This is a genomic window from Streptomyces sp. NPDC094034, assembly GCF_040303865.1.
Classification (GTDB): domain Bacteria; phylum Actinomycetota; class Actinomycetes; order Streptomycetales; family Streptomycetaceae; genus Streptomyces.
This window is the reverse complement of sequence record NZ_JBEOUD010000007.1, coordinates 50,960-77,434: the sequence shown is the minus strand read 5'-3', so window position 1 is coordinate 77,434 and position 26,475 is coordinate 50,960. Positions and strand designations below refer to the sequence as shown.

Sequence of the window (26,475 nt, the reverse complement as noted above, 5' to 3'; positions counted from 1 at the left end):
TCATAACCTGGAGCAATGTCACCGATCCGTCTGCTCGTGCTCAGCGCGGTCCGCCAGCATGGCCGGGCCCACGGCTATCAGGTGCGCAATGACCTGGAGTACTGGGGCGCCCACGAGTGGTCCAATGCCAAGCCCGGCTCGATCTATCACGCGCTCAAGCAGATGGCGAAGCAGGGCCTTCTGCTGGCGCACGAGGTCGCTCCGAGCACGGTGGGCGGGCCGCCGCGTACCGAGTACGAGATGACGGAGGCGGGCCGCGAGGAGTATCTGCGGCTCGTGCGTGAGGCGCTGACCGTCTACGACCAGAAGATGGATGTGCTGTCGGCGGGGATCGGCGCCATCGTCGATCTGCCGCGCGCCGAGGTCGTGGAACTGCTCAAGGAGCGCGTGGCCGGAATCGAGGCCTGGCGGGCCGCGGTGACCGAGCACTATGTGCCCGAGGACGGCCCGGAACAGCTCGGGCACATCGGCGAGATCATGAACCTGTGGGTGCACTCGGCGGACTCGGGCGCTCAGTGGACGCGGGGGCTGATCAAGCGCATCGAGGGCGGCGCGTACACCTTCGCGGGTGAGGGCGAGCCCTTTGTGGCGGTGCTCGGCGAGGGCGAGGAGAACCCGTACGCGACGGGCGTTCCCCATGACGGAGATCATCACTAATCAAGTTTGACCAATCGAGGGGCCAGGGTTACTCTTCTCGCGCGGTAGTCAAGTTTGATTACTGGGTGGGAGGCGACGACATTGACCGATGTGACTGATGCGACCGATGTGACCGACGTGATTGTGGTGGCGGGAGCACGGAAGCGGTACGGCGAGAAGTGGGCCCTCGACGGGTTCGATCTGACGGTGGCACGCGGCACGGTGCACGCCGTGCTCGGACCGAACGGCGCGGGCAAGACCACGGCCGTACGGATCCTGACCACGCTGCTGCGGCCCGACGAGGGGCTGGTGCGGGTGGCCGGGCTCGATGTGCGGACCCGGGCGCGTGACGTACGGCGGAGGATCGGGCTGCTGGGACAGCACGCGGCCCTCGACGAGGAGTTGGGCGGCCGGCAGAACCTGGAGATGTTCGGACGGCTCTACCACCTTGGCGCCCGGCGCGCGGGGGAGCGGGCCGACGAACTGCTGGTGCGGTTCGGCCTGGCGGACACCGGGCGCAAGGCCGTCAAGCAGTACAGCGGCGGCATGCGGCGCCGGCTCGATCTGGCGGCGTCCCTGATCACCGACCCGGAGGTGCTCTTCCTCGACGAACCGACGACCGGACTCGATCCGCGCGGCCGGGCGGAGGTGTGGAGCGCGGTGCGCTCGCTGGTCGGCGGCGGTACGACCGTCCTGCTGACGACGCAGTACCTGGAGGAGGCCGACCAACTGGCCGACCGTATCTCGGTGGTGGACAGCGGACGGGTCATCGCGCGGGGCACGGCGGACGAACTGAAGGCGCGCATCGGCGGCGACCGCATCGATGTCGTCCTGCGGGACGCGGACCGGCTCGCGGACGGCGCGCGGGCGCTGGCACGCACCACGGGTACGCACGCCGTCGGTACGGACGTGGACCGGCGGCTGTTGAGCGCGCCGGTGGCGGACCGGATGGCGGCGCTGACGGAGACCGTAAGGGCCCTGCACGCGGAGGGGATCGAGGCGGAGGACATCGCTCTGCGCCGGCCGACGCTGGACGAGGTCTTCCTCCATCTCACGGGCAAGGAGGCCGACGAGGAAGACGCCGACGAGAAAGACGGCGGCGGGGAAGGGCACGGCGGCGCCCCACAGAGTCGGCGCGATCGGCGCGATCGGCACGAGCAGCGGGAGGTGACGGCGTGACGACGGTCAACGCCACGGCATCGGCGTCCACGGGCACGGGCGCGGACACGCCCCCTGAAGGCAGCGGGCTCGGCTGGGCCCTCGCCGACTCCTGGACCATGACCCGGCGCGAACTCGCCCACTGGGCACGGCAGCCGGTCCAGGTCGTCTTCGGGCTGGTCTTCCCGGTGATGCTGCTGCTGATGTTCGGTTATCTCATCGGCGGAGGACGGGAGATCGAGGGGGCGTACGTCGAATTCCTCGTCCCCGGCATGCTCGCCCTGACCATGGCCTTCGGCCTGGAGTCCACGATGCTCGCCGTCACCCAGGACCTGAACAAGGGGGTGGTGGACCGCTTCCGTTCGATGCCCATGGCGTCGTCGGCGGTCCTGGTGGGCCGGAGCGTGGCGGACATGCTCCAGTCGGCGGTCGGCCTGATCGTGATGATCGGCGTCGGCTACGCGATCGGCTGGCGCTGGCACGACGGCACCGCGTCGTTCCTCGGCGCTCTCGGACTGCTGCTGTTGTTCCGCTTCGCGATGCTCTGGCTCGGGATCCAGCTGGCGATGGTGGCGGGCCGGCCCGAGATGGTGCAGATGGTCCAGATCCTGGTCTGGCCGATCGGCTTCCTCTCCAACGCGTTCGCGACACCCGAGTCCATGCCGGGCTGGCTGGGCGCGGTCGTGGAGTGGAACCCCATGTCGGCGACGGCGACGGCGGTACGCGATCTGTTCGGCAACCCGGGCGGGGCGGGCGGTTCCTGGGCGGCGGACCACGCCGGGGCGCTGGCGGTCCTCTGGCCGGTGGCGCTGCTCGTGCTCTTCTTCCCGCTGGCGGTACGCCGGTTCGGGCGGCTCAGCCGCTGACGTGCGGGGCGGCTCAGCCGCTGATGTGCGGCGCGTCGGTCCCGCCCCCGGAGAGCGGTTCCGGGGGCGGGACTCTCGCGGCACGACCGGACGCCTAGCGATGGAACTAGTGATGGAACGCTGTCGCCCTCGCCTTGTCCCGACCCAACGGGCACTGCTGGCTGCGCAGTTCGGGCATGATCCGTTTCAGGTCGGCCATCAGCAGCGCCCCCAGATCGGCCGAGAAGCCATTGCGGCAGACCACCCGCAGCACGGACAGGTCCTGGCGGTTGGCGGGAAACGTGTACGCGGGCACGAGCCAGCCGTGCTCGCGCAGTCGGCGCGAGACGTCGAAGACATCGAAGGACGTCACGCCGGGGGCGGTGGTGAACGCGAACACGGGCAGTTCGTTCCCCCGCGTGAGCAGCCGGAACTCGCTCATCTCCGCGATCCGTCCGGCCAGTCTCCCGGCGATGTCCCGCGCCGTCTGCTGGACGGCGCGGTATCCGTCTCTGCCCAGCCGCAGGAAGGTGTAGTACTGCGCCACGACCTGCGCGCCCGGCCGGGAGAAGTTCAGCGCGAACGTGGGCATGTCACCGCCCAGGTAGTTGACGCGAAAGACCAGTTCCTCGGGGAGTTCGGCGGGCGAGCGCCACAGCGCCCAGCCGACGCCCGGGTAGACCAGCCCGTACTTGTGCCCGGAGGTGTTGATGGAGGAGACGCGGGGCAGCCGGAAGTCCCAGACCAGGTCCTCGTCGAGGAAGGGCGCCACCATGGCCCCCGACGCCCCGTCGACATGGACGGGGATGTCGAGCCCCGTACGCTCCTGGAGCGCGTCCAGCGCCGCGCACAGCTCGGCGACGGGTTCGTACGAACCGTCGAAGGTGGAGCCCAGGACGGCGACCACCCCGATGGTGTTCTCGTCGCAGAGTTCGGCGGCGGCCCGCGGGTCGAGATGGAAGCGCTCGCCCTCCATGGGCACCTGCCGCGCCTCGACCTCCCAGAAGTTGCAGAACTTGTCCCAGCAGACCTGCACGTTGATGCCCATGACGAGATTGGGCCGGGCCGTCGCCGGATAGCGCGAGGCGTTGCGCGCGGCCCAGCGGCGCTTGAGCGCCAGCCCGGCCAGCATGCAGGCCTCACTGGATCCCGTCGTCGAGCAGCCGACGGTCGCCGCCGGGTCGGGGGCGTTCCAGAGGTCCGCGAGCATCGCCACACAGCGCCGTTCCAGCTCGGCGGTGCGCGGGTACTCGTCTTTGTCGATCATGTTCTTGTCCCGGCACTCCGACATGAGGGTCCTGGCCTGCGGCTCCATCCACGTGGTGACGAAGGTCGCGAGGTTGAGCCGTGAGTTGCCGTCGAGCATCAGCTCGTCGTGGACCAGCTGGTACGCCGTGTCGGGCGGGGTCGGGGTGTCGGGAAGCCGCTGGGTGGCCGGTGCCGAGGTCATCTCGCTGGTGGGATCGGCCTCCCCGTAGAAGGGGTTGATCGAGAGCCTGAGCATCTCGTCGCGCTCGCTCCAGGGCACTGCGGCCGCCTTGTCCGCGCCTCGGTGGAGTGGCATCGGCGAATCTCCTCGCGGTGGGTACGGTTCCCATCGCGAGAATACGGACGAACGGTACGAACCGCCCGTCGAGGCCGGGCCGGTCAGCGCAGAGGCGTGCCGTCCTCGCGAAGCTGCATCCGGGGGCGGCCCGTCACCAGCAGCCAGCCCGCCGGCGCGGCGACACACAGCAGCGAGAGCACGTTCGGATCGGCGACCAGGACCGCCGCGGTGAACAGGCTGAGCCAGCCCTGCCGGGTGATCGCGAGCAGCAGGCCGAGCACCCCGCAGACCACCCCCAGGCTGGGCTGTACGGCAGGGACCAGCGCGTGGGCGCAGAGGCCGAGCGCGACCCCGACGAAGACGGCGGGGAAGATCCGGCCGCCGCGGAAGCCGCAGGCGGCGGCGACGACCAGCGCGGCCGCCTTCACCACCGTCATCAGCGCGAACGAGCCGGCCGACCAGCCCGCCGGATCGGCGGCCAGCGTCTTCACCTCGTCCAGCCCCTTGAACAGCGTCAGCGGCCCGCCGAGCGCCCCCAGCAGACCGAGGACCAGTCCGCCCGCGGTGATCGCCAGTACGGGGTGGCCAAGACGCCGGAAGAAGGCGTGGACGTACGGGAACGCGTAGACGGTCGCCAGCCCCAGCGCCGCCGCGAGCGGGGTGATCACGAGCGCTGCCAGCAGATCGTTCCAGTGGGTGCCGGTGTACGCGGGCAGCGCGAGGTCGAAGACCGGATGGGCGACCAGCACGGTGATGAGCGCGCCCGCGCCGGCCGCGAGCAGCGGGCCGAACAGCGCGTCCCAGAGCGAGTCGGGTCCCGGTCGCGCGGCGAGTGTCTCGGTGAGGATCAGCGCGGCGGCCACGGGCGTACCGAACAGCGCCCCGATCGTGCCCGCGGCGGCGAGCGAGGGCCAGAGCGCCCACGGGGTGCCGGGCGCCGCCTTGCGGCCCAGCCAGTAGGCCAGCGCCATGTTGACGGCGGTGATCGGATTCTCCGGGCCGAGGCTCACCCCGCCCGCCAGCGCCAGCACCGTGACCAGCAGCAGCCCCGGCACCACCCCGGGCGGCATCGGGTCGTCGATCAGTCCGGTGGTGGCCGGGTCGGGTCCGGCGTGGCCGTACACCAGGCGTACGACGATTCCCACCGCGAGCCCGGTGGCCGTGAGCATCACGATGATCCAGAGCGTGGAGTGGCGGCCGACCCCGAGGGCGTCGGGCAGCGTCTTCCAGAGCACGTCCTCCAGTCGATGCGCGAGCGCGCTCACGCCCAGCAGTACGAGCGCCGAGGCGGCGCCGACCACCAGGGCGGGCACGACCAGGGGCAGCAGGGTGCGGGCCGAGGGGGACGGAGCGGGAGACGGGCCGGAAGGCGGGGCAGGAGGCGGGGCGGGAGGCGGGGCGGCGGGCGGAACGTCATGGGGCACGCGCTCACCGTAACCATCCGTCACCTTCCGTAACGCTTCCCTTCTGTTCCCCGGGCGCGGTCGCGCCGTCGGGGCCCGCTGCTTTGGGCGGGTCTGCCCCGGCTGCGTCCGGTGTGGGCCCCCGGCCGGATCCGGAGTGCGTCGGTAAGGGGCCGGGTGGAACCTGGAAGGGCAGGTAGGCGTTGATAGCTTGTGCGCGGCCGACCACGCCGAATCGACGATCGACCGACTAATGACACAGGAGTCCGGAACCCGTGACCACCCTTGCGCTCGGACCCAGCTGGCTGGATCCGGATTATCTGATCGGGACTTTCGGGCTGATCGGTGTTCTGGTCATCGTCTTCGCCGAATCCGGCCTGCTCATCGGCTTCTTCCTGCCGGGCGACTCGCTCCTCTTCACCACCGGCCTGCTGGTGACGGCCGGCACCCTCAAGACCCCCCTCTGGCTGGTCTGTCTGCTGATCGTGCTGGCCGCGATCATCGGTGACCAGGTCGGCTATCTCTTCGGCCGGAAGGTGGGGCCCGCGCTGTTCAAGCGTCCGGACTCCAAGTTCTTCAAGCAGGAGAACGTCGAGAAGGCGCACGAGTTCTTCGAGAAGTACGGCCCCAAGTCGCTGGTCCTGGCGCGCTTCGTGCCCGTCGTCCGTACGTTCACGCCGATCATCGCCGGTGTGAGCCAGATGAACTACCGCGCGTTCATCACGTACAACATCGTCGGCGGCACGCTGTGGGGCGCGGGCGTCACGCTGCTGGGAGCCGCGCTCGGCAAGATCGACTTCGTGACCGAGAACATCGAGATGATCCTGATCGGCATCGTGGTGCTCTCGGTGCTGCCGATCGTGATCGAGTTCCTGCGGGCGCGCTCCAAGTCCAAGAAGGAAGCCGCGCGGCAGCCGGGCGTCGATGACGGCCTGGTCGGTCCGGGTACGGCCGCGACGGACGGGCGCGCCCCGATGGCGCCGCCGAGCGCCCCGGGTACGCCGGGCGCCCCGGGCAACGGTGGCCGCGGCCGTCACGCCAAGCGCTGACCACCTCGACGAGACCCCTCAGAAGCCGCGCGTCCGCTTGGCCGCGCGGCGGCTCGACGCCCGGTTCGCCCCCGGCACCGTGAGGAAGAGCCGGGCGATCTCCCCACCGAGATTCACCCCGACGGCGATCGCCAGCGCCAGCGCCACGGCCTGGGAGAGCGAGGTGAGCCCGCTGGCCGGCTCGTTCTGCGCGAAGCCCAGCAGCCCGAAGTAGGTCGCCGAGCCCGGCAGCAGCGGTCCGATCGCCGCCGTGATGTAGGGCAGCGCGGAGGCGAACTGGTAGCGCGAGAAAAGCTGCCCGAAGAGCCCCACCAGACCGGCGGCGACCGCCGTCGAGGCCACCGGCGAGATACCGCCCACGTCATGCATCGCCGCGTAGACGATCCAGGCCACACCGCCGTTGAGCGAGACCATCAGCACGGTCGAGCGGTCCTGCTGGAGCAGGATCGCGAAGGCGAAGCTCAGAGTCACCGCCGCCAGGGTCTGGGCCACCGGCCGTACCTCGCTGTGCAGCGCCGCTTCCGGTGTCAGCTGCGCGTGCAACTGGACGCCCAGATAGAGCACGAGCAGCACACCGACGACGATCGCGATGAAGAAGTACATGACTTCCAGGAGCCGGGCGGCGGCGGTGATGTAATAGCCCGTCAGCCCGTCCTGCACCCCCGCCACCAGCGCCCGCCCCGGCAGCAGCGCGAAGAGACCACCGGTGATCACGGCCGAGGGCCGGCCCTCCCACGAGACATGCGGGCCGAGCAGCGTCAGCGCCACCCCCATCGCGGCGGGCGGCATCGCGGCCACCACGAACTGATAGAACTCCGGCAGCCCGCGCCCTGCGCACAACCAGGCCAGCCGGTCGCCGAGCATCGCGCCGAGCGCCGCCGCCGCGAACACCACCACGCCACCGCCGACCAGCACGGACGCCGCCCCGGCCAGCAGCCCGCTGGACGCGGTCAGCGCCCAGCCGGGGTACGGGTGCCGGTTACGGCGGATCTCCGCGAGCCGTCGGTACGCCTCCTCCAGCGTGACGTCCGTGTCCTCGGTGGTGATGTCGTCGACGAGCGTGTAGACGGCGGACAGCCGGGTGTAGTCGGTGCCCCGTCTGCGTACGGTCCTGCTGGCCGTCACCGGGTCGTCCACGAGCGACGGCTGATGGGAGATGGACAGCAGGGTGAAGGTGACGGTCGGCTCGCAGCGGTCGAGGCCGTACGCGCGGCTGACCGCGAACATGGCGGCCTCGACATCCTCGGCGCCCTCGCCGCCGGCCAGCAGCAGCTCACCGATACGCAGTGTCAGGTCGAGCACCCGGGGCACGGCGGGCCCCTGGTCGTCGTGGCGCTGGACCCGCTCCGGTACGGGGCGCTCGCCGGACGGCATCCGCAGCAGGGTGCGCATACGGTCCTGCCAGGGCGCTTCCTTGCTCAACTGGATCACCGGGACGCCCCGGGCGGGGGTGTACGCGTGGGGCGACTGCCACCCGCCGGACCCACCGGACCCACCGGCCGGCGCACCGCCCGGCAGATCGAAGGCCGAGCCCTCCGGCTCGGCCGGCTGCTCCGTGCTCAGCCCCTCGGGAAGGGCGAACTCCGACGTCGGATGGTCGTCCTCGGGAAGCGGCGGCTGCTCCACTCCGAACGGCGGGGTGAAGGCGCTGTGCGCCTCGTCCGTCTGAGGCTTCCGGTCCTCCTGACCGCCGGACTCCGCCACCACCCACCGCTCCCTCGCTCCTGGGGCGATCTCGGTCCTGTCCGGTCGCCGCGCAGTCACACGTCTGCCCAGTATGGGCATGGACATGGACAGTCACACACACGGACGAGTCACACACGCGGACGGGCGGCGTACCCCACGTGGGGTACGCCGCCCGTCATCGCCCGTCCTGCGTCCGGCGGCCGGTGCCAGGTCAGTGCCTGGTCAGTGCGCGCCGCCCTGGGCCTCAAGTCGCTTGTAGGAGGCCTCGATCTCGGCCTCGGCCTCGGCGCGGCCGACCCAGTCGGCGCCCTCGACGGACTTGCCGGGCTCCAGGTCCTTGTAGACCTCGAAGAAGTGCTGGATCTCCAGGCGGTCGAACTCCGAGACGTGATGGATGTCGCGCAGGTGCTCCACCCGGGGGTCGGACGCGGGGACGCACAGCAGCTTGTCGTCGCCGCCGGCCTCGTCCGTCATCCGGAACATGCCGATGGCACGGCACTTGATGAGGCAGCCCGGGAAGGTCGGCTCGTCGAGGATGACCAGCGCGTCCAGCGGGTCGCCGTCCTCGCCGAGGGTGTTCTCGACGAACCCGTAGTCGGCCGGGTAGCTGGTCGAGGTGAAGAGACGACGGTCAAGACGGATCCGACCGGTCTCGTGGTCCACCTCGTACTTGTTCCGCGAACCCTTAGGGATCTCGATGGTGACGTCGAACTCCACGGGTGGCTCCTCCATGATCAACACATTTGTCAGTGGTGCTGCGACTTCACGCAGGAGACCCCCCGTCCGGGAGCGGACAGCGGGCCCACTCCTGGCCGGGGTGCCATGCTCGTGGCAAGGCGCAGTGATTAAGTGTCCCCCACGCAGCAGTGTGATCGCGAAAGGGGCTGGTCAACCGTGCTTGAGCCGAAAGTGTGGCAGCTCACGGCGGGTTCCGTCGTGATCGGCATGGCGCTCGCCGCCGCGGCGGTGGCCGCGGCCGGCCCCTGGGACTCCGGTCAGCGTAAGGCCGAGCGGGACTGGGCGGTCGCGCAGAGCCGTACGGGTGGCGCACTTCACGGCCCGTCCGCCCCCCGTACGCCCACGCCCGCCCCCAGCGCCGCCGGCGTGCTCTCCGCGCTCTCCGCACCCGACAGCGACCCCCCGAATGCCGGAACCGTGTCCGTGGATCTCAAGAAGAAGCTCGGACCGCTCCTCGACGACCCCGCGCTCGGCGAGACCCGGTCGGCCTCCGTCATCGACGCCACGACCGGAGAGCCGCTGTACGAGAGGGCGGCCGGCACCCCGATGACCCCGGCCTCCACGGTCAAGGTCGCGACGGTGGCCGCCGCGCTCTCCGCGCTCGGCCCCGACCACCGCATCGCCACCACGGTGACCTCCACCGCCGACGCCCGGAGGATCACCCTGGTCGGCGGCGGTGACGCCACCCTCGGCCGGTCAGGACTGAGCGCACTCGCCGAGGACACCGCCCGCGCGCTGCGCGACCGGGGCATCACCAAGGTCGAGCTCCGCTACGACACCTCCCTCTACACCGGCCGCCGGGAGCACCCGATCGGCCCCAACGACAACATCGCCCCCGTCGTCGCCCTGATGGCCGATCAGGGCCGGCTCGACACATCCCGCAGCGGACCCGCCCCCCGCAGCGGCAATCCGGCGGGAGACGCCGCCCGCGTCTTCGCCGCGCTGCTGCGCGAGCGCGGCGTCCGTACCTCGGCGGCGCCCGAGCCCGGCAAGACCCCCAAGGCCTCGACGACCGTCGCCAGGACCTACTCACGCCCGCTCTCCGACCTCGCCGAACGCGCGCTGACCGACAGCGACAACGACATCGCCGAGTCCCTGGCCCGGCAGACCGCCCTCGCGGCGGGCGAACCCGCCAGCTTCGAGGGCGCGGGCCGCGCCGTCGGCGCCGAGCTCAAGAAGCTCGGGCTGCCGGTCAGCGGCGCGCGCTTCGCCGACGGCAGCGGCCTCAACCGCCAGGACAAGGTCAGCGCCGCCCTCCTCACCGCGCTGCTGGCCCGCGCGGCCGACCCCGCCCGCCCGGAGCTGCGCCCCGTACTCACGGGACTGCCGGTCGCCGGGTTCAACGGCACCCTCCGAAGCCGGTACGCGGACGACGGGCCCGCCGCCGGACTCATCCGCGCCAAGACCGGCACGCTCACCGGGGTGAACGCCTTGGCGGGCACGGTCGTCGACGCCCGGGGCCGACTGCTGGCCTTCGCCTTCATGGCGGGCGCCACCCCCGCCCCCGACACCGCCCAGAAGGCCCTGGACCGGCTCTCCGCGGCCCTGGTCCCGTGATCAGGCGCCCCCTAAGGGTCCCGTAGGGGAAGAACCGGGCCACCCACACCCCACCGCTCCCCGGGCCGAGCACGTACGGTTGACGCATGACGAGCATCGGTGGTGCCCAGATGGTCGACTGGAATCTCGCGGTGGCGACCGCGACCCGCCTCGTGCGGCCGGGACCGGAGGTGACCCGCGACGAGGCGCGGGAGATCGTCGCCGAGCTGCGGCGGCACGCGAAGTCCTCGGAGGAGCACGTCCGCGCGTACACGCGCATGGTTCCCGACGGCCATGAGCCGCCCGACACCCCGGTCCTGGTCGTGGACCGGGCCGGCTGGGTCAAGGCGAACGTGGCCGGATTCCGCGAGCTGCTGGGGCCCCTCCTGGCGAAGATGCAGGAGCGCCGCCCCGGCGGTCCCGGCGGCGCCGTGCTCGGCGCGGTCGGCGGCAAGGTGACCGGCGTGGAGCTGGGCATGCTGCTGTCGTTCATGTCGTCCCGTGTCCTCGGCCAGTACGAGACGTTCGCCCCCGCCACCCGCGATCTCCCCGCGGCCGCGAACGGCGGCGGCCGACTGCTGCTCGTGGCCCCCAACATCGTCCACGTCGAACGCGAACTGGACGTGCAGCCCCACGACTTCAGGCTCTGGGTCGCCCTCCACGAGGAGACCCACCGCACGCAGTTCACCGGCGTGCCCTGGCTGCGCGACCACCTCCAGGGCGAGATCCAGTCATTCCTCGACCAGACCGAGGTCGACCCGATGACCCTCGTCGAACGGCTCCGTGAGGCCGCTCAGTCGCTCGCCGGCGGTCGCCCGGAGGGCGAGGAGAACGAGGACGGACGCAGCATCGTCGAGCTGGTGCAGACCCCCGGACAGCGCGAGATCCTCGGCCGCCTCACCGCCGTCATGTCCCTGCTCGAAGGGCACGCCGACTATGTGATGGACGGCGTCGGACCGGCCGTCGTGCCGTCGGTCGCCGAGATCCGCGAGAAGTTCCAGCAGCGCAGGGCCCGGGGCGCCGGCCGCCTCGACCAGGCGCTGCGCAAACTGCTCGGCCTCGACGCCAAGCTGCGCCAGTACCGGGACGGGGAACGGTTCGTACGGGCCGTCGTCGAGGAGACCGGCATGGACGGCTTCAACCGGGTCTGGACCTCGCCGAACACCCTGCCCACCAAGGCGGAGATCGCTAAACCGGCGGACTGGATCGCACGGGTGCACCGCAAGGCGGACTCCTGAGACGGGCGCGGCTCGCGGCAGTAGTACGCCTCAGGTATCACCCATCCGAGGGACCGTGGGTGAGGGATAGGCGTGCAATGCTCGGGTAATGGCTCGGTTCTGTCACCATCGACGCACTCTGAGTGACGCTCTCCGTCCTTACTCCGACCGAGGCACCCCCCAAATAACATCACGAAGGGCACCGGATATGGGTCCCCATCCTGCGGTCGCGGCGATACGCCTGGCGGTCCGCCGCGTACTCCACGACGTCCTCACCGACCGGCCGGAGAACCTCTCCGCCGGCTCCGTCCCCGCCGGCGAGCCCCCCCTCGTGCTCGTCGCCTGCTCCGGCGGCGCCGACTCCATGGCGCTCGCCTCCGCCCTCGCCTTCGAGGCCCCCAAGCTTTCCGTCCGCGCCGGAGCCATCACCGTCGACCACGGCCTCCAGGCCGGCTCCGCCCTCCGCGCCGCCGAAGTCGTCACCCGACTCCGTGCCATGCGCCTGGACCCCGTCGAATCCGTCGCCGTGACCGTCGGCCGGGAAGGCGGTCCTGAGGCCGCCGCGCGCGACGCCCGCTACGCTGCGCTCGACGCCGCCGCGGAGCGCCACCGGGCCGCCGCCGTCCTGCTCGGCCACACCCGCGACGACCAGGCCGAGACCGTGCTGCTCGGGCTCGCCCGCGGCTCGGGCACCCGCTCGCTGTCCGGAATGGCCGCCGTCTCGGGGGCGGCCGGCCGCTACCGACGCCCCTTCCTCCAGCTCGACCGGCAGACCGCCCGCAAGGCCTGCCTGGTCCAGTCGATCCCCGTCTGGGACGACCCGCACAACACCGACCCCGCGTACACCCGTTCACGACTGCGCCACGAAGGGCTGCCGGCCCTGGAGAAGGCGCTCGGCAAGGGCGTCGTCGAGGCCCTGGCCCGTACGGCACAGCTCTCCCGCGACGACGCCGACGCCCTGGACACCTGGGCCGCCACCGTCGAGGAGTCCGTGCGGGACGATTCCGGGCAATTGAGGTGCGCCAAGCTGTACGTCCTCCCGCCCGCCGTCCGCCGTCGCGTGCTGCGCCGGGCGGTCATCGCCGCGGGCGCCCCCGCGGGTTCGCTGTTCGCCCGTCACATCGAAGAGGTCGACCGCCTGATCACCGGCTGGCGCGGCCAGGGAGCCATCAACCTGCCCGGCCGCGTGGAGGCCCGGAGGCAGGGTGGCAGACTGGTCATCCGGCAGGGCTGAAGCGCTGATGCACTTACGGCTGTGTCTCCCGGGCCGCCAGTGCCTTGGCCCCGGACCCCTGGCCGACGACGAAAGTGATGCGGGTGGACGACAAGGACATGGGCAACGACCTCCAGTCGGTGCTCATCACCAAGGAAGAGATCGACGCGAAGCTGGCCGAACTGGCCGCGAAGATCGACGCGGAGTACGCGGGCAAGGACCTGCTTCTCGTCGGAGTCCTCAAGGGCGCCGTGATGGTCATGGCGGACCTGGCGCGGGCGCTGTCCACCCCCGTGACGATGGACTGGATGGCCGTCTCCTCGTACGGGGCGGGCACGCAGTCCTCCGGTGTGGTCCGGATCCTCAAAGATCTGGACACCGACATCAAGGGCAAGCACGTACTGATCGTCGAGGACATCATCGACTCGGGTCTGACCCTGTCGTGGCTGCTCTCCAACCTCGGTTCGCGGGAGCCGGCCTCGCTCGAAGTCTGCACCCTGCTCCGTAAGCCGGATGCCGCAAAGGTCGCGATCGACGTCAAATGGATCGGCTTTGACATTCCCAATGAGTTTGTCGTGGGATATGGCCTGGATTACTCGGAAAAGTACCGCAACATGCCTTTCGTCGGGACACTCGCTCCACATGTGTACGGCGGTTAGACCCTGACAGGGTCCAGAGCGCACCTCGGCGCACCTCGGCGCACCTGAGCGCTCCGAAGAGCGGCGAAGTTCCAGGGACAGGCTTCGCCGCGGCCGGGAACCCCAGACGCCCTCGCGCCGTTGAAGCATGGGAAGACGGGTTTGCCAGCCGTCCCGTGCGATCGCGGGCCACAATGCTGGGGTACCGTCCGAAGAACAGTCTTTTCTCACAGCAGCATTTACCTACGGGCAGGAGGGACGGGGCGACTTCGCTCCGTATGGATGGACGTGAAGCGATACTTCCGTGGGCCGGTCATGTGGATCGTGCTGGCCGTCCTCGCCGTGGTCGTGTTGATGCAGGTCGTCGGCTCGTCGGGCGGCTACAAGACAGTGGACACCGGTCAGGTCGTCCAGGCGATCGACAAGAACCAGGCCGAGCAGGTCAGACTGACCACCGGCGACGAACAGATCATCAAGGTCGACCTCAAGAACGGCCAGAAGATCAACGGCAGCGACAAGATCCAGGCGAGCTATATCGGCAGCCAGGGTGCGACGCTCGCCAAGACGCTCCAGACCAAGTTCCAGAACGGCGACATCAGCAAGGGCTATACGGTCTCGCCGTCGAAGCAGAGCCCGTTCGTCTCGGTGCTGCTCTCGCTGCTCCCCTTTGTCCTGATCGTCGTGGTCTTCCTGTTCCTGATGAATCAGATGCAGGGCGGCGGCTCCCGTGTCATGCAGTTCGGGAAGTCCAAGGCCAAGCTGATCACCAAGGACACCCCGAAGACGACCTTCGCCGATGTGGCCGGGTCCGACGAGGCGGTCGAAGAGCTCCATGAGATCAAGGAGTTCCTCCAGGAGCCGGCGAAGTTCCAGGCCGTCGGCGCCAAGATCCCGAAGGGTGTGCTGCTCTACGGCCCGCCCGGTACGGGCAAGACGCTGCTCGCCCGCGCGGTCGCGGGTGAGGCCGGGGTGCCGTTCTACTCGATCTCCGGTTCCGACTTCGTCGAGATGTTCGTCGGTGTCGGCGCCTCGCGGGTACGTGACCTCTTCGAGCAGGCCAAGGCGAACGCCCCGGCGATCGTCTTCGTCGACGAGATCGACGCCGTCGGCCGGCACCGCGGCGCGGGTCTCGGCGGCGGCCATGACGAGCGCGAGCAGACGCTGAACCAACTGCTCGTGGAGATGGACGGCTTCGATGTGAAGGGCGGCGTCATCCTGATCGCCGCCACGAACCGGCCGGACATCCTCGACCCCGCGCTGCTGCGCCCGGGCCGCTTCGACCGGCAGATCGCCGTCGACCGCCCCGACATGCAGGGCCGGCTGGAGATCCTGAAGGTCCACCAGAAGGGCAAGCCGGTCGCCCCGGACGTCGATCTGGGCGCCGTCGCCCGTCGTACGCCCGGCTTCACCGGCGCGGACCTGGCGAACGTGCTGAACGAAGCGGCGCTCCTGACGGCGCGCAGCGACAAGAAGCTGGTCGACAACCACTCCCTGGACGAGGCGATCGACCGCGTCGTGGCGGGCCCGCAGAAGCGGACCCGGATCATGTCCGAGAAGGAAAAGAAGATCACCGCGTACCACGAGGGCGGTCACGCCCTGGTCGCGGCGGCGTCTCCGAACTCCGACCCGGTCCACAAGATCACGATCCTGTCGCGCGGCCGGGCCCTGGGCTACACCATGGTCCTGCCCGACGAGGACAAGTACTCGACCACGCGCAATGAGATGCTGGACCAGCTCGCCTACATGATGGGCGGGCGCGCGGCCGAGGAACTGGTCTTCCACGACCCGACGACGGGCGCGGCCAACGACATCGAGAAGGCCACGGCCACGGCTCGGGCGATGGTCACGCAGTACGGCATGACCGAGCGGCTCGGCGCGATCAAGTTCGGCGGCGACAACACCGAACCGTTCCTCGGCCGGGAGATGGCGCATCAGCGCGATTACTCGGAAGAGGTCGCGGCGCTGGTCGACGAAGAGGTCAAGAAGCTCATCGAGACCGCGCACAACGAGGCGTGGGAGATTCTCGTCGAGAATCGCGATGTGCTCGACAATCTGGTCCTGGCGCTCCTGGAGAAGGAGACGCTGAACAAGGAACAGATCGCCGAGATCTTCTCGACCATCGTGAAGCGCCCGTCCCGTCCGGCGTGGACCGGCTCCTCGCGGCGTACCCCCTCGACGCGGCCGCCGGTGCTCTCGCCCAAGGAGCTGGCGCTCACCAATGGCGCGTCCGGTTCGAACGGCGGGATGCCCGCGGTGACGAGCGGAGAGACGCCCGGCGAGGCGGTTCCCGAGGAGCGTCCCGAGAGCTGATCCGGGCGCCTCACCTGGCCCGGAATGGATGCCGCGCCCCCCAGGTTTTAGCCTGTGGGGGCGCGGCATTCGTTTGCCCGCCCACAGAACGGCACAGGAACGAGGCACACATGACCGACCCGGTGATGCTGGACGGGGAGAGCCCCATCCGCGAATTCGATGAGAAGCGGGCCGAGAATGCGGTGCGCGAGCTGCTGATCGCGGTGGGGGAGGACCCGGACCGAGAGGGGCTACGGGCCACTCCCGGCCGGGTGGCGCGGGCGTACAGGGAAATATTCGCCGGGCTCTGGCAGACCCCCGAAGAGGTGCTGACCACGACGTTCGACCTCGGCCACGACGAGATGGTCCTTGTGAAGGACATCGAAGTGATGTCGTCATGTGAACATCATCTGGTGCCCTTCGTCGGGGTCGCCCATGTCGGCTATATCCCGTCCTCGGACGGGAAGATCACCGGACTGTCCAAGCTGGCCCGGCTGGTGGATGTGTTCGCCCGCCGGCCGCAGGTCCAGGAACGGCTGACGACGCAGATCGCCGACTCGCTGATGGAGATCCTGGACCCGCGCGGGGTGATCGTGGTCATCGAGTGCGAGCACATGTGCATGACCATGCGAGGCGTACGGAAGCCGGGCGCCAAGACGATCACTTCGGCCGTGCGCGGCCAGCTGCGCGCCGCGGCCACCCGCGCGGAGGCGATGAGTCTGATCATGGCCCGCTGAGCGGGGCCGGCCGAGGGTCCGCGCGATCAGGTGGTGGGGCCCGCCGGGGCGGTGCCGTTCTTGTCGTGGTCCTCCGGGAGTTTGCAGACCCGCTCCAGGAAGAACGCCGCGACGATCACCGCGATGCCCGCGAGGACGGAGAACGCCGCGTAGATGGCCTGGTCGCGGCGGGCGGGGATGTCGAGGGAGCCGAGCAGGAAGACGCCCGTACCGCCGTACATACCGGAGACGAGGGCGGCGACCAGGGCGCTTGCCTGGCCGAAGACCACCGCGCGGGCCGCCATCAGTGGATTCACGCCCTGCGCGCCGGGGCGGCGCTCCCGCTGGGCCTTCAGCCGAGCGCGCAGCGAGAGGGCCGTCGCGGTCAGGACCACGGCGATCACCGCGAGCACGATCGGCGCCGCGAGGGGGACGCTCGGCAGCGTGCCGAAGGAGTCCCACAGGCGGGCGGCGCCCCAGGAGAGCACACCCGCCACCACGAACAGGCCGGCGAGGACGCCGATCCGCAACTGCTTCACCGAGAAAGCCCTTCGCCTCGCTGTACCGATCCTCGCCGTACCGACCCCGCTGAGCCTAACCACTACTCGGGCAGGCGGAGTTCCAGATCGGTCCGGGTCTGGATACCGCCGCGGTCGGCGTCCGCGAGCAGTTCGGCGACCGGGCCACGGCCCGGGACCTGCGCTTCCGGCTCCACGTCGTGCCACGGTGCGAGGACGAAGGCGCGCTCATGGACCCTGGGGTGGGGGAGGGTGAGCAGCGGGTCGTCCGAGACGACATCCGCGTACGCCACGATGTCCACATCGATGGTGCGCGCGCCCCAGCGCTCCTCGCGGACCCGGTCGAAGGCCTCCTCGATGGCCTGCCCGCGCTCCAGCAGTGAGGACGGCGGCAGCGTCGTCTTGATCACGACGACCGCGTTGAAGTAGGACGGCTGGGAGCCGGGCTCGACGCCCCAGGGCTCGGTCTCGTACACCGGGGAGACCGCCTTGACCCGCAGTCCCGGGGTGTCCTCCAGGGCGTCGATGGCGCCCTGGATCGTCTCCAGGCGATTGCCGAGATTGGAACCGAGGGAGACCACGGCGCGTTTCGGGTTGGACAGCGTGGTGTCGGCGGCGTCGACCTGGGCGACCACGGAGGCGGGCACCGGCTGTACGGTCGGGTCGCCCTGGGGACCGTTGGCGGAAAACACACTCATACTCGGCTCCGGGTGATGGTGATGGTCACATCGTCGAAGGGGACGGTGATCGGGGCGTCGGGTTTGTGTACGACCACCTCGACCTCCTGGACGCCGTCGTGTTTCAGGCACTGCTGGGCGATCCGTTCCGCCAGCGTCTCGATCAGGTCGACCGGCTCTCCCTGGACGACCTCCACGACCTCTTCGGCCACGATCCCGTAGTGCACGGTCTTCGACAGGTCGTCGTCGGCGGCCGCGGGGCGGGTGTCGAGGCCGAGCATCAGGTCCACGATGAAGGTCTGGCCCTCCTCGCGCTCCCGGGGGAAGACGCCATGATGCCCGCGGGCCTTGAGGCCGCGCAGCGCGACACGATCCACGCGAATCACTCCTGCTGTCGTTGGTCGTCGGGGCACCCGGCCGGGTGCGGGCGGCTGGGTTCCCTCATTTGAATCTACCCGCGGGCACGGACAGTGCTCTCGTGCGGGGGGTGAGGGACAGGTGTGAGGTTGCCCGGGGGCCGGCCCTGCCCGAACCCGCCGATCGGCCCGCAGGAGCTGCCTACCCACTCACGCGGGTGTCTCGTCGTCCGTTTCCTCATCGGTTTCGGCCAGAACCGGTGAGCCATGATGTGACCAGATTTTCCACCCTTCGGGTGTGCGGCGGAAGACGTTGGTGGCGACGACCAGCTGGCCGACGAGCGGTCCGAGCTCGCCGCTCTCCTCGGCGGGGCCACCGCTGAGGATGTTCTCGGTGCAGGTCACCAGCGCGGTGTCGGAGCAGACCGACACCACGACATCGGTCAGGAAGAACTGGATGTACTCGGTGTTCGCCATGATCAGCGCGTATGAGCGGAGTACTTCCCCGCGGCCGGTGAGCACGGGCCAGCCCGGGTGGACGCAGGAGATCCCGTCGTCGTCGCCGTCCAGCCAGAGCGCGGACAGCGCGTCGAAGTCACCGCGCTCCATCGCCTCGTAGAACGTGGTGTTGGCCACCTCGACCTGTTCGTTGTCCGTGCGCGCGGTCACTGGGCTCCCTCGACGGCCCGGGCCACCCGTACCGCGTCGGCGGTGGCCCGTACCTCATGGACGCGGACCGCCCAGGCGCCCTGGTGGGCGGCGATCGCGGAGACGGCGGCGCTGGCCGCGTCGCGCTCGCGGGCGGGCGGCGGGGAGCCCTCGCCGTCGGCGAGGACATGTCCGAGGAAGCGTTTACGGGAGGCCGCGACCAGAAGCGGCCGGCCCAGGGCACGCAGCTCGGTGAGGTGTGCGAGGAGCGCGAGATCGTGTTCGGCCCGCTTGGCGAAGCCGAGGCCGGGATCGATGACAAGCCGCTCGGGGGCGACGCCTCCGGCCACCACCGCGTCCATCCGGGCACGCAGTTCGGCGACGACCTCCGCTACGACGTCCGTATAGGTGGCGCGGCTGTTCATCCGCTCGCTGAAACCGCGCCAGTGCATCACCACGAACGGCACGTCCGCGGCGGCGACCGCGGGCACCATGGCGGGGTCCGCGAGTCCGCCGCTGACGTCATTGACCAGCGCGGCACCGGCCGCGACGGCCTGCTCGGCGACGGCGGCGCGCATGGTGTCGACGGAGACGGTGACGCCTTCGGCCGCCAGGCCCCGTACGACGGGGATCACGCGCCTGAGCTCCTCGTCCTCGTCCACGCGGGTGGCGCCGGGCCTGGTCGACTCACCACCGACGTCCACCAGGTCCGCGCCCTCGGCGACAAGATCGAGACCGTGCTTGACGGCGGCGGTGGTGTCGAACCAGCGGCCACCGTCGGAGAAGGAATCGGGCGTCACATTGATGACCCCCATCACCGCACAGCGGTCCCACTCCGGCAGTCCCTCGACCGTGCCCCGCGCGTGCAACGTACTCATACGCCCACCCTAGGGGGTCTCCCCGGGGGCGGGCCGCCCGGCCGGATCCGCCCGACGGGCGAGTGACACACCCCTGGGCGGGCCGGACGCGGCCTCGGGCGGTGCGGACCCGCGATATCCATCGGCCCGACGAGCGTGCGGGTGGTGCCGACCAGGCGGGGACGGATTCGGGGCGCGGGCCGCGGGGCGGACGTCGGATCCGTGGGAACAGACGTCGGGTCCGGCGGAACAGACGGCGTGTCAGTGGCCTGGGAGGTATGCCCGTGTTGTGCTGTGACCGACCCGGAACTGATCCTGATTTATCCCCATCCTGAGTTACGGACATCGCTTCCCGTGGTTCCGCGAGAGAGCGTGGTGCCCGGCTCCGCCTCTTCTTCGCGGGCCGGACATTTCGCGACCTCCAGGACGGGGCTTTCAGAGGTCGGGTTCTTCAGCGTTTCGGAAAATCTCACAGGAGAAAGCTCGGTCGACATGGGTCTTACCAGCCGTAAAGTCCTGATCTTGGCCGTCCTGCTGGCTGTTGGGCTGTTCGTCGTGACCATCTGGCTGTGGCCGCGCCTGTCGCGCGGTACGCCACGCGTGGTGCTCGGCCGGATCGGACTCCTGTTCGCCACGCAGGTGGCGGTGTTCATGGCGGTCGGTCTCGTCGCCAACAACTCCTTCCTCTTCTATGGATCGTGGTCCGACCTGTTCGGGCGCAAGCAGGACCTGGGAGCGGTCGTCGATCACTCGGCGGGCGGCACTCACGTGACGGTGATGGACACCCAGCGCACGCCCACGCCCGGCGGTTCGGTGCCCTCGGTGGCCGGCCAGGTCCAGCGGATCGTCGTCAGCGGCCCGAAATCCGGAATCGACAGCACCGCGTACGTCTATCTCCCGCCGGAGTACTTCCGGCCGGGATTCGTGCACCGGACCTTCCCGGTCGCCGTGGTGCTCACCGGCTATCCGGGGATGGCGGAGAACCTGATCAAGGGGCTGAACTATCCGAAGACCGCCTGGCAGCTGGCCAAGGACGGCAAGATGCAGCCGATGGTGCTGGTGATGCTGCGGCCCACCGTGGCGCCGCCGAGGGACACCGAGTGCGTGGACATCCCGCGCGGCCCGCAGACGGAGACGTTCTTCGCCAAGGATCTGCCGCTGGCGGTGTCCCGGACGTACCGGGTCGGGCGCGAGCCGAAGAGCTGGGGCATCATCGGCAACTCCACCGGCGGCTACTGCGCGCTGAAGATCGCCATGCACCATCCTGAGCGGTACTCCGTGGGCGTCGGGCTCTCGGCGTACTACAAGGCGCCCGTCGATCCGACGACCGGTGATCTCTTCCGGGGCGACAAGCAGCTGCGCAACCGCTCCGACCTGCTGTGGAGCCTGGACAACCGGCCGCAGGGCCCGGTGTCCCTCCTGGTCACCTCGTCCAAGAAGGGCGAGGGAAACCTCAAGGCCACGCGGACGTTCATCAGCAAGGTCAAAGCGCCCTCGCATGTGTCGTCGATCATCCTCGACAGCGGCGGGCACAACTTCAACACCTGGCGCCGGGAGATCCCGCCGGCCCTGGAGTGGATGAGCGGGCGGCTCTACTCGAACTGATCGCCCTGCCGCGCTGGCGCCCTGCCGCCCTGGCGCCCTGCCGCGCTGGCGCCCTGGCGTCGCCGTGGCGGCCCTCAGACGGAGGCGACCTTGCTGACCGTCTCCAGCTCCACCTCCGTACGGGGGATGGCCTGCGCGTCCGCGTCGATCGACCGGCGCAGCGCCTCGTGCAGCCTGGCCGGGGTGAGGACCCCGAGGAAGCGCCCCGTCTCCTCCTTGTCGATCACCGCGATCCACCCCGCGTCGTGCTGGAGCATCGTCGCGAACGCCTGCTTCAGGGAGGCGCCGACCGGCAGCCATGCCTCCATCCGGCGCGCGTGCTCCCGTACGGTCCCGGAGGCGCCGGTCTGCTCGGTGGAGATCCAGCCGTGCAGATTGTCGGCCGAGTCCAGGACGACGGCCCAGCGCGCGCCCTCCTTGGCGAGCTTCGCCGCGGCGCGCCCCAGCGGGTCGTCGAGATGGACGACGGGCGGCTGTTCGAGGTCGCCCTCCTCGATGGAGGTGACGGAGAGCCGCTTCAGACCCCGGTCCGCGCCGACGAAATCGGCGACATACGGGGTGGCGGGGGTGCCGAGCACGGCGGCGGGGGCGTCGAACTGTTCGATCCTGCCCTGTCCGTAGACGGCGATGCGGTCACCGAGCCGGACCGCTTCCTCGATGTCGTGCGTGACAAACAGCACAGTTTTCCGGACCGCCGCCTGGAGCTTGAGGAACTCGCTCTGCAGATGGTCGCGTACGACGGGGTCGACCGCGCCGAACGGCTCGTCCATCAGCAGGACGGGCGGGTCCGCCGCCAGGGCGCGGGCCACGCCGACGCGCTGGCGCTGGCCGCCGGAGAGCTGCTCGGGGTAGCGGTCGCCGTAGACGGACGGGTCGAGACCGACCAGGTCGAGGAGTTCGGCGGCGCGCTCGCGGCTCTTGCCGCGCTGCCATCCCAGCAGATGGGGGACGGTCGCGGTGTTCTCCAGGACCGTCTTGTGCGGGAAGAGGCCGACCTGCTGGATGACATAGCCGATACGGCGCCTGAGCCGCACGGGGTCGATGGCGGATATGTCGTCCCCGTCGAGGAATATCCGTCCCTCGGTCGGCTCGATGAGACGGTTGACCATTTTCATCGTGGTGGTCTTGCCACAGCCGGAAGGCCCGACGAGCGTGACCAGTTCGCCCTGGGGGACCTCGAAGGAGAGGTCGTCGACAGCGGTCGTACCGTCCGGGTACCGCTTGGTGACGTGCTCGAATCGGATCATGGTTCCCCATTGTGCGGCGTGTTGTGTGAAGGCCATGTTGCTGGAATGTGGCGGGCTTCCGCGAATGTCAGTGGTCGGGGTTAGGGTCGCCAGGACATAGAGCCAGACATACGTTCGGGAAGACGGGGGAGGCGGGGATGGATGAGTACGCAAGGGTGCCTGGCGGCGAACGACTGGATCTGCGGGGAATATCTCCGCTCCCGTAGTCAGGAGTTGATCGACGCCACGGTCCAGCATGTGTGGATCACCGCGGTCTCGGTCGTCATAGGACTATTGGTGGCATTTCCGCTGGCCCTGCTGGCGCGGAGCAGGCCGTCATGGGCCGGACCGGTGCTGGGGCTGACGACACTGCTCTACACGATTCCGTCGCTGGCGATGTTCTCGCTGCTGCTGCCGCTCTTCGGGCTCTCCGCCGGTCTGGTGATCACCGGCCTGGTGCTCTATTCACTGACGATTCTCGTGCGGAACATCATCGCGGGGCTCGAAGCGGTGCCGGAAGAGGCACGGGAGGCGGCCCGCGGGATGGGGTACGGACCGGGGCGGCTGCTCTGGGAGGTCGAGCTGCCCCTGGCGCTGCCCGCGCTGATGGCGGGCCTGCGCATAGCGACGGTGTCGACGGTCGCGCTGACCACGGTCGGGTCGATCGTCGGCCGGGGCGGGCTCGGCAATCTCATCGAGGACGCGCTGCCGAGCTTCTTCAAGGCGCAGGTGCTGACGGCCTCGGTGCTGTGTGTGCTGCTCGCGGTGGTCGCCGATCTGCTGCTCCTCGGAGTGCAGCGGCTGCTGACGCCCTGGACGCGCATACGTCCGACCCGTACGTCCGGCCGTAAAGCCGCGCCGACCGGGCCGGCCGGGACCGGGTCGGCCGGGACCGGGTCGGCCGCGACCGGTACCCGCGGGGCCGAGCCGGCCGATGCCATGAAGGCGGTGAGCTGACCATGGGAGTTCTGGGAGAGGCGGTCAGCTGGCTGACCACCGGTGCCAACTGGTCCGGTGAGAGCGGGGTGTGGCGGCGACTGGCAGAGCACGTACTTGTCAGCGGGGTCGCGCTCGCGCTGGCGTGCGCCATAGCCCTGCCCATAGCCCTCTATCTGGGGCATATCGGCAAGGGCGGCGCGCTCGCCGTCAATATCTCCAATGTGGGCCGCGCGGTGCCGGTGTTCGCCGTGCTCGCCCTGTTCATGGTCTCGCCGCTGCGCAACTCGGGCTCGGTGCCCACGATCATCGCTCTGGTGCTCTTCGCCGTGCCGCCCCTGCTGACCAACGCCTACGTCGGGATGCGGGAGGTGGACAGCGCGGTCGTGGAGGCCGCCCGGGGGATGGGCATGTCCGGGCGCCAGCTCTTCGTACGGGTCGAGCTGCCCCTCGCGTACCCGCTGATCATGACCGGGCTCCGCTCGGCCTCCGTACAGGTGGTGGCCACCGCCACCATCGCGGCGATGGTGGGACAGGGCGGCCTCGGCCGGATCATCACCGCCGGCTTCAACACGTACAACACCCCGCAGGTGGTCGCGGGCGCACTGCTCGTCGCGCTGCTCGCGCTGCTCGTCGAAGGCGTGCTGCTTGCGTTGGACCGGGTCATCGACCCGGCGCCCTCGCTCGCCGCCCGGCCCTCGCGCACGACCGTGTGACGACCGACCCAATGGCTTCTTGGAGATGGTGAACCTCATGAGCAAGACCTCGCGCCTCGCGGGTGCCGTACTGGGAGTGGTGGCCCTTACCACCTCGCTCGCCGCGTGCGGCGGCGACAGCCTGGAGAAGGACAAGAGCGGCGGCGCCGCCGACTCCGGTTCCGGCTCGGGGAAGAAGGGCTCGCTGGTCATCGGCGCGGCGGCCTTCACGGAGTCCAAGGTGCTGGCGGAGCTGTACGCCCAGATCCTGGGCGACGCCGGCTACTCCACGTCCGTCACCACGGTGAAGAACCGTGAGCTGTACGAACCCTCTCTGGAGAAGGGCGAGATCGACGTGGTGCCCGAATACGCCGCGACGATCACGGAATTCCTCAACGCCAAGGTGAACGGCGCCAAGGCGGCCGAGGAGAAGCCGCTCGCGTCCAGCGACTCCGCCGCGACGGTCGCCGAGCTGACGAAGCTCGCCGAGCCGCTTGGGCTGAAGGTGCTGCCCGCCGGTCAGGCGGTCGATCAGAATGCCTTCGCGGTGACCAAGGAATTCGCCGAGAAGAACAAGCTGAAGACGCTTTCCGATCTTGGAAAGTCGAAGATCAAGGTGAAGATCGCGGCGGGCGACGAGTGCGAGGTCCGGCCCTTCTGCGCGCCGGGTCTGAAGAAGACGTACGGCATCGATGTGACGGGCATCGACCCCAAGGGCGTCGGCACCCCGCAGTCCAAGCAGGCCGTCAAGGACGGTGTGGACCAGATGGTTCTGAGCAGCACCACCGATGGCACGCTCGACAGCTTCGGACTCGTCGTGCTTGAGGACGACAAGAAGCTCCAGAACGCCGACAACGTACTGCCGGTGGTCAATGCCAAGGACGCCGGTTCGGCGGAGATAGCCGATGTGCTGGGCAAGCTGACCGACGCGCTGACCACGGACGATCTGGCGAAGTTGAACCTCAAGGTCGATGCCGAGCGTGCGAAGCCCGAGGATGTCGCCAAGGAGTACCTGGAGTCCAAAGGTCTGGTCAAGAAGTAGCGGCCGGACGGCGTCCGCGCGGTAACCGGCGGCAGGCAAAACGGAGTTCTGTAGAGGAAACAGGAGTGGATGGGGAGGAAGGCCGGCAACGGGCCGAGAAAGATTGTCCGACCGGCCCCCCATTCGGTCTCCACGCACGGTAAATTTCAGGCCATGCCACGTGGACGCCACCGCCATTCCCCACCCCTCCACAAGCTTCTGCCGCCGACGGCGGTCGCCGGAGCCGCGGTTCTCTGTGCCGCGGGCGCCTGGTTCCTCGCGGAGCCCGTGGTGCTCCGCGGTCTGGTCGCGGTGACGGCCGCCGCGGCGGTCACCGGCGCGGTCTTCATGCGTGGTTGGGACCGCGCCGCCGGTCGCCGGGTCGCCGAGCTGACGCGCGCGCGGGAGAGCGACGGCTGGAAGGCCGAGGAGCGCATAGCCGAACTGGAAGGCGACGTCGAGGAGTCGCGCGAGCTGCGCCTCAAGCTTGAGGCCAAACTGCGCGCCAAGCGGATCGAGCTGGCCGGGCTGCGCGGTGAGCACGCCGCGCTGCTGCGCCGGTACGCCACCGCGGAGACCGAGCGCGCCACCGCGCTGGAGGGGCGGCGTCAGCTCGCCCTGGAGGCGGCGACCGTCCCCAAGGCGTTGCCCGCCGCGGGCAGCACGCCCACCACGACGGCGTTCGTCAGCGCCGCGCGGGCCCTGGACGAACTGTCGCGCAACGCCGCGGTCCAGCAGGCGAGGCGTACGGTCGAGGCGGCCCGTGCGCGCGATCTCGCGGAGCGGTCGACGGAAGCGGGGGAGTCGCGGGGGAAGCACGCGGCGGGCGCCGGGGCCGAACAGCACAACAGCCCGTCGTCCGCCCTCCCCGCCACGCGCGTGCCCACGGCGTCCGCGATCGTCCCGTACGCCCCGCAGGGCCGTCCCGCGCGGCGGCCCGAGGGCGGTTTCGACTTCTTCGGTGCGCAGGCCGGCGCGCGGAACGCGCCCGGCGGGCTCAGGAAGGCGGACGCGGACGACACCGAGGAGTCCGCACCGGCCGCCGAACTGGCGCGCGTCGAGCGCGAGGACCTCGCGGACGTGGTGGGCGAGGAGGCTCTCGCCGAGGGGCGCAGGGCCGAGGAGCGGGGTATCGGGCAGGTCATCGATCTGACCGTGCACGACGAGACCGAGCCGCTCGAACTGGAAGAGCTGCGCGACGCGATCAGCGGCTGACGACGGCAGGCCGCTGAGCGAGAGCGAGGCGAGGGGGCGAGGGGCGAGGGG

Annotated in this window: 25 protein-coding genes; 15 read left to right on the top strand and 10 right to left on the bottom strand. The window is 70.0% G+C overall.

Going from position 1 to position 26,475, the window contains the following annotated elements:
- Positions 1-15 precede the first annotated feature (15 nt).
- The 3 genes from ABTZ59_RS09285 to ABTZ59_RS09275 all read left to right on the top strand — a co-directional run bounded on the left by ABTZ59_RS09285 (position 16) and on the right by ABTZ59_RS09275 (position 2,660).
- On the top strand, positions 16-657 hold the full coding sequence (locus ABTZ59_RS09285; protein WP_351393162.1) for a PadR family transcriptional regulator: 642 nt from the start codon (positions 16-18) through the stop codon (positions 655-657).
- Between the two features lie 108 nt (positions 658-765).
- Positions 766-1,815 carry an ATP-binding cassette domain-containing protein gene (locus ABTZ59_RS09280; protein WP_351393510.1) on the top strand — a complete coding sequence of 350 codons (1,050 nt, stop codon included), beginning with the start codon at positions 766-768 and terminating at the stop codon, positions 1,813-1,815.
- A gap of 98 nt (positions 1,816-1,913) precedes the next feature.
- On the top strand, positions 1,914-2,660 hold the full coding sequence (locus ABTZ59_RS09275) for an ABC transporter permease (RefSeq protein ID WP_351393507.1): 747 nt from the start codon (positions 1,914-1,916) through the stop codon (positions 2,658-2,660).
- 106 nt (positions 2,661-2,766) lie between these two features.
- Here ABTZ59_RS09275 and gad read toward each other — a convergent pair whose 3' ends face one another.
- Complete coding sequence (gad, locus tag ABTZ59_RS09270) at positions 2,767-4,203, bottom strand: glutamate decarboxylase (protein ID WP_351393159.1); 1,437 nt, start codon at positions 4,201-4,203, stop codon at positions 2,767-2,769.
- A gap of 83 nt (positions 4,204-4,286) precedes the next feature.
- Entirely contained in the window at positions 4,287-5,609 is a 1,323-nt protein-coding gene (locus tag ABTZ59_RS09265) for an ion channel protein (RefSeq protein WP_351393156.1), read from the bottom strand.
- Between the two features lie 254 nt (positions 5,610-5,863).
- Between ABTZ59_RS09265 and ABTZ59_RS09260 the strand changes: the two genes are divergently transcribed.
- Positions 5,864-6,637 carry a DedA family protein gene (locus tag ABTZ59_RS09260; RefSeq protein WP_351393153.1) on the top strand — a complete coding sequence of 258 codons (774 nt, stop codon included), beginning with the start codon at positions 5,864-5,866 and terminating at the stop codon, positions 6,635-6,637.
- An 18-nt stretch (positions 6,638-6,655) separates the two neighbouring features.
- Here ABTZ59_RS09260 and ABTZ59_RS09255 read toward each other — a convergent pair whose 3' ends face one another.
- Both ABTZ59_RS09255 and ABTZ59_RS09250 read right to left on the bottom strand, forming a co-directional pair.
- Positions 6,656-8,344 (bottom strand): threonine/serine exporter family protein, encoded by a 1,689-nt coding sequence (locus ABTZ59_RS09255; protein ID WP_351393151.1) that lies wholly within the window; start codon positions 8,342-8,344, stop codon positions 6,656-6,658.
- Positions 8,345-8,545: 201 nt separating this feature from the next.
- A complete protein-coding gene (locus ABTZ59_RS09250) occupies positions 8,546-9,040 on the bottom strand; it encodes an inorganic diphosphatase (protein ID WP_003968257.1) in 495 nt (164 codons plus the stop codon).
- Positions 9,041-9,268: 228 nt separating this feature from the next.
- On the opposite strand from ABTZ59_RS09250, the gene dacB reads away from it, so the two are divergent.
- From dacB to folE, 6 genes are all read left to right on the top strand, one after another.
- Positions 9,269-10,618: a D-alanyl-D-alanine carboxypeptidase/D-alanyl-D-alanine endopeptidase gene (dacB, locus tag ABTZ59_RS09245; RefSeq protein ID WP_351393503.1), complete on the top strand. Its 1,350-nt coding sequence runs from the start codon at positions 9,269-9,271 to the stop codon at positions 10,616-10,618.
- An 86-nt stretch (positions 10,619-10,704) separates the two neighbouring features.
- Positions 10,705-11,835 (top strand): Rv3626c family coenzyme F420 biosynthesis-associated protein, encoded by a 1,131-nt coding sequence (locus ABTZ59_RS09240; RefSeq protein ID WP_351393148.1) that lies wholly within the window; start codon positions 10,705-10,707, stop codon positions 11,833-11,835.
- Positions 11,836-12,022: 187 nt separating this feature from the next.
- Entirely contained in the window at positions 12,023-13,048 is a 1,026-nt protein-coding gene (gene tilS, locus ABTZ59_RS09235) for a tRNA lysidine(34) synthetase TilS (RefSeq protein ID WP_351393145.1), read from the top strand.
- A gap of 77 nt (positions 13,049-13,125) precedes the next feature.
- Positions 13,126-13,686, top strand: a complete 561-nt coding sequence (hpt, locus tag ABTZ59_RS09230; RefSeq protein ID WP_030354476.1) for a hypoxanthine phosphoribosyltransferase — start codon at positions 13,126-13,128, stop codon at positions 13,684-13,686.
- A 261-nt stretch (positions 13,687-13,947) separates the two neighbouring features.
- Positions 13,948-15,975 carry an ATP-dependent zinc metalloprotease FtsH gene (gene ftsH / locus ABTZ59_RS09225; RefSeq protein WP_351393141.1) on the top strand — a complete coding sequence of 676 codons (2,028 nt, stop codon included), beginning with the start codon at positions 13,948-13,950 and terminating at the stop codon, positions 15,973-15,975.
- 110 nt (positions 15,976-16,085) lie between these two features.
- Positions 16,086-16,691, top strand: coding sequence for a GTP cyclohydrolase I FolE (gene folE, locus ABTZ59_RS09220; protein WP_351393139.1), 606 nt, complete (start codon positions 16,086-16,088; stop codon positions 16,689-16,691).
- Positions 16,692-16,717: 26 nt separating this feature from the next.
- Here the strand turns inward: folE and ABTZ59_RS09215 are convergent, their stop codons facing one another.
- From ABTZ59_RS09215 to folP, 5 genes are all read right to left on the bottom strand, one after another.
- Complete coding sequence (locus tag ABTZ59_RS09215) at positions 16,718-17,209, bottom strand: DUF3180 domain-containing protein (protein ID WP_351393136.1); 492 nt, start codon at positions 17,207-17,209, stop codon at positions 16,718-16,720.
- 62 nt (positions 17,210-17,271) lie between these two features.
- Positions 17,272-17,886: a 2-amino-4-hydroxy-6-hydroxymethyldihydropteridine diphosphokinase gene (folK, locus tag ABTZ59_RS09210; RefSeq protein WP_351393133.1), complete on the bottom strand. Its 615-nt coding sequence runs from the start codon at positions 17,884-17,886 to the stop codon at positions 17,272-17,274.
- Positions 17,883-18,242 (bottom strand): dihydroneopterin aldolase, encoded by a 360-nt coding sequence (gene folB / locus ABTZ59_RS09205; protein ID WP_351393130.1) that lies wholly within the window; start codon positions 18,240-18,242, stop codon positions 17,883-17,885. The genes folK and folB overlap by 4 nt, the downstream gene beginning before the upstream one ends.
- Before the next feature lie 189 nt (positions 18,243-18,431).
- Positions 18,432-18,830, bottom strand: coding sequence for a nuclear transport factor 2 family protein (locus ABTZ59_RS09200; RefSeq protein ID WP_503002503.1), 399 nt, complete (start codon positions 18,828-18,830; stop codon positions 18,432-18,434).
- Between the two features lie 56 nt (positions 18,831-18,886).
- Positions 18,887-19,747: a dihydropteroate synthase gene (gene folP, locus ABTZ59_RS09195; RefSeq protein WP_351393124.1), complete on the bottom strand. Its 861-nt coding sequence runs from the start codon at positions 19,745-19,747 to the stop codon at positions 18,887-18,889.
- Between the two features lie 471 nt (positions 19,748-20,218).
- Here folP and ABTZ59_RS09190 point away from each other — a divergent pair, with 471 nt between their 5' ends.
- Entirely contained in the window at positions 20,219-21,331 is a 1,113-nt protein-coding gene (locus tag ABTZ59_RS09190) for an alpha/beta hydrolase (RefSeq protein WP_351393121.1), read from the top strand.
- 74 nt (positions 21,332-21,405) lie between these two features.
- On the opposite strand, the gene ABTZ59_RS09185 is transcribed toward ABTZ59_RS09190, so the two are convergent.
- The gene (locus ABTZ59_RS09185) at positions 21,406-22,578 is read right to left on the bottom strand and encodes an ABC transporter ATP-binding protein (protein WP_351393118.1); all 1,173 of its coding nucleotides are present in this window, start codon (positions 22,576-22,578) and stop codon (positions 21,406-21,408) included.
- Between the two features lie 141 nt (positions 22,579-22,719).
- Here ABTZ59_RS09185 and ABTZ59_RS09180 point away from each other — a divergent pair, with 141 nt between their 5' ends.
- The 4 genes from ABTZ59_RS09180 to ABTZ59_RS09165 all read left to right on the top strand — a co-directional run bounded on the left by ABTZ59_RS09180 (position 22,720) and on the right by ABTZ59_RS09165 (position 26,424).
- Positions 22,720-23,514 (top strand): ABC transporter permease, encoded by a 795-nt coding sequence (locus ABTZ59_RS09180; RefSeq protein ID WP_351393115.1) that lies wholly within the window; start codon positions 22,720-22,722, stop codon positions 23,512-23,514.
- A gap of 2 nt (positions 23,515-23,516) precedes the next feature.
- Entirely contained in the window at positions 23,517-24,209 is a 693-nt protein-coding gene (locus ABTZ59_RS09175; RefSeq protein ID WP_351393112.1) for an ABC transporter permease, read from the top strand.
- Positions 24,210-24,246: 37 nt separating this feature from the next.
- Positions 24,247-25,230: an ABC transporter substrate-binding protein gene (locus ABTZ59_RS09170; protein WP_351393109.1), complete on the top strand. Its 984-nt coding sequence runs from the start codon at positions 24,247-24,249 to the stop codon at positions 25,228-25,230.
- A 153-nt stretch (positions 25,231-25,383) separates the two neighbouring features.
- Positions 25,384-26,424: a hypothetical protein gene (locus tag ABTZ59_RS09165; protein ID WP_351393106.1), complete on the top strand. Its 1,041-nt coding sequence runs from the start codon at positions 25,384-25,386 to the stop codon at positions 26,422-26,424.
- Positions 26,425-26,475: the final 51 nt, after the last annotated feature.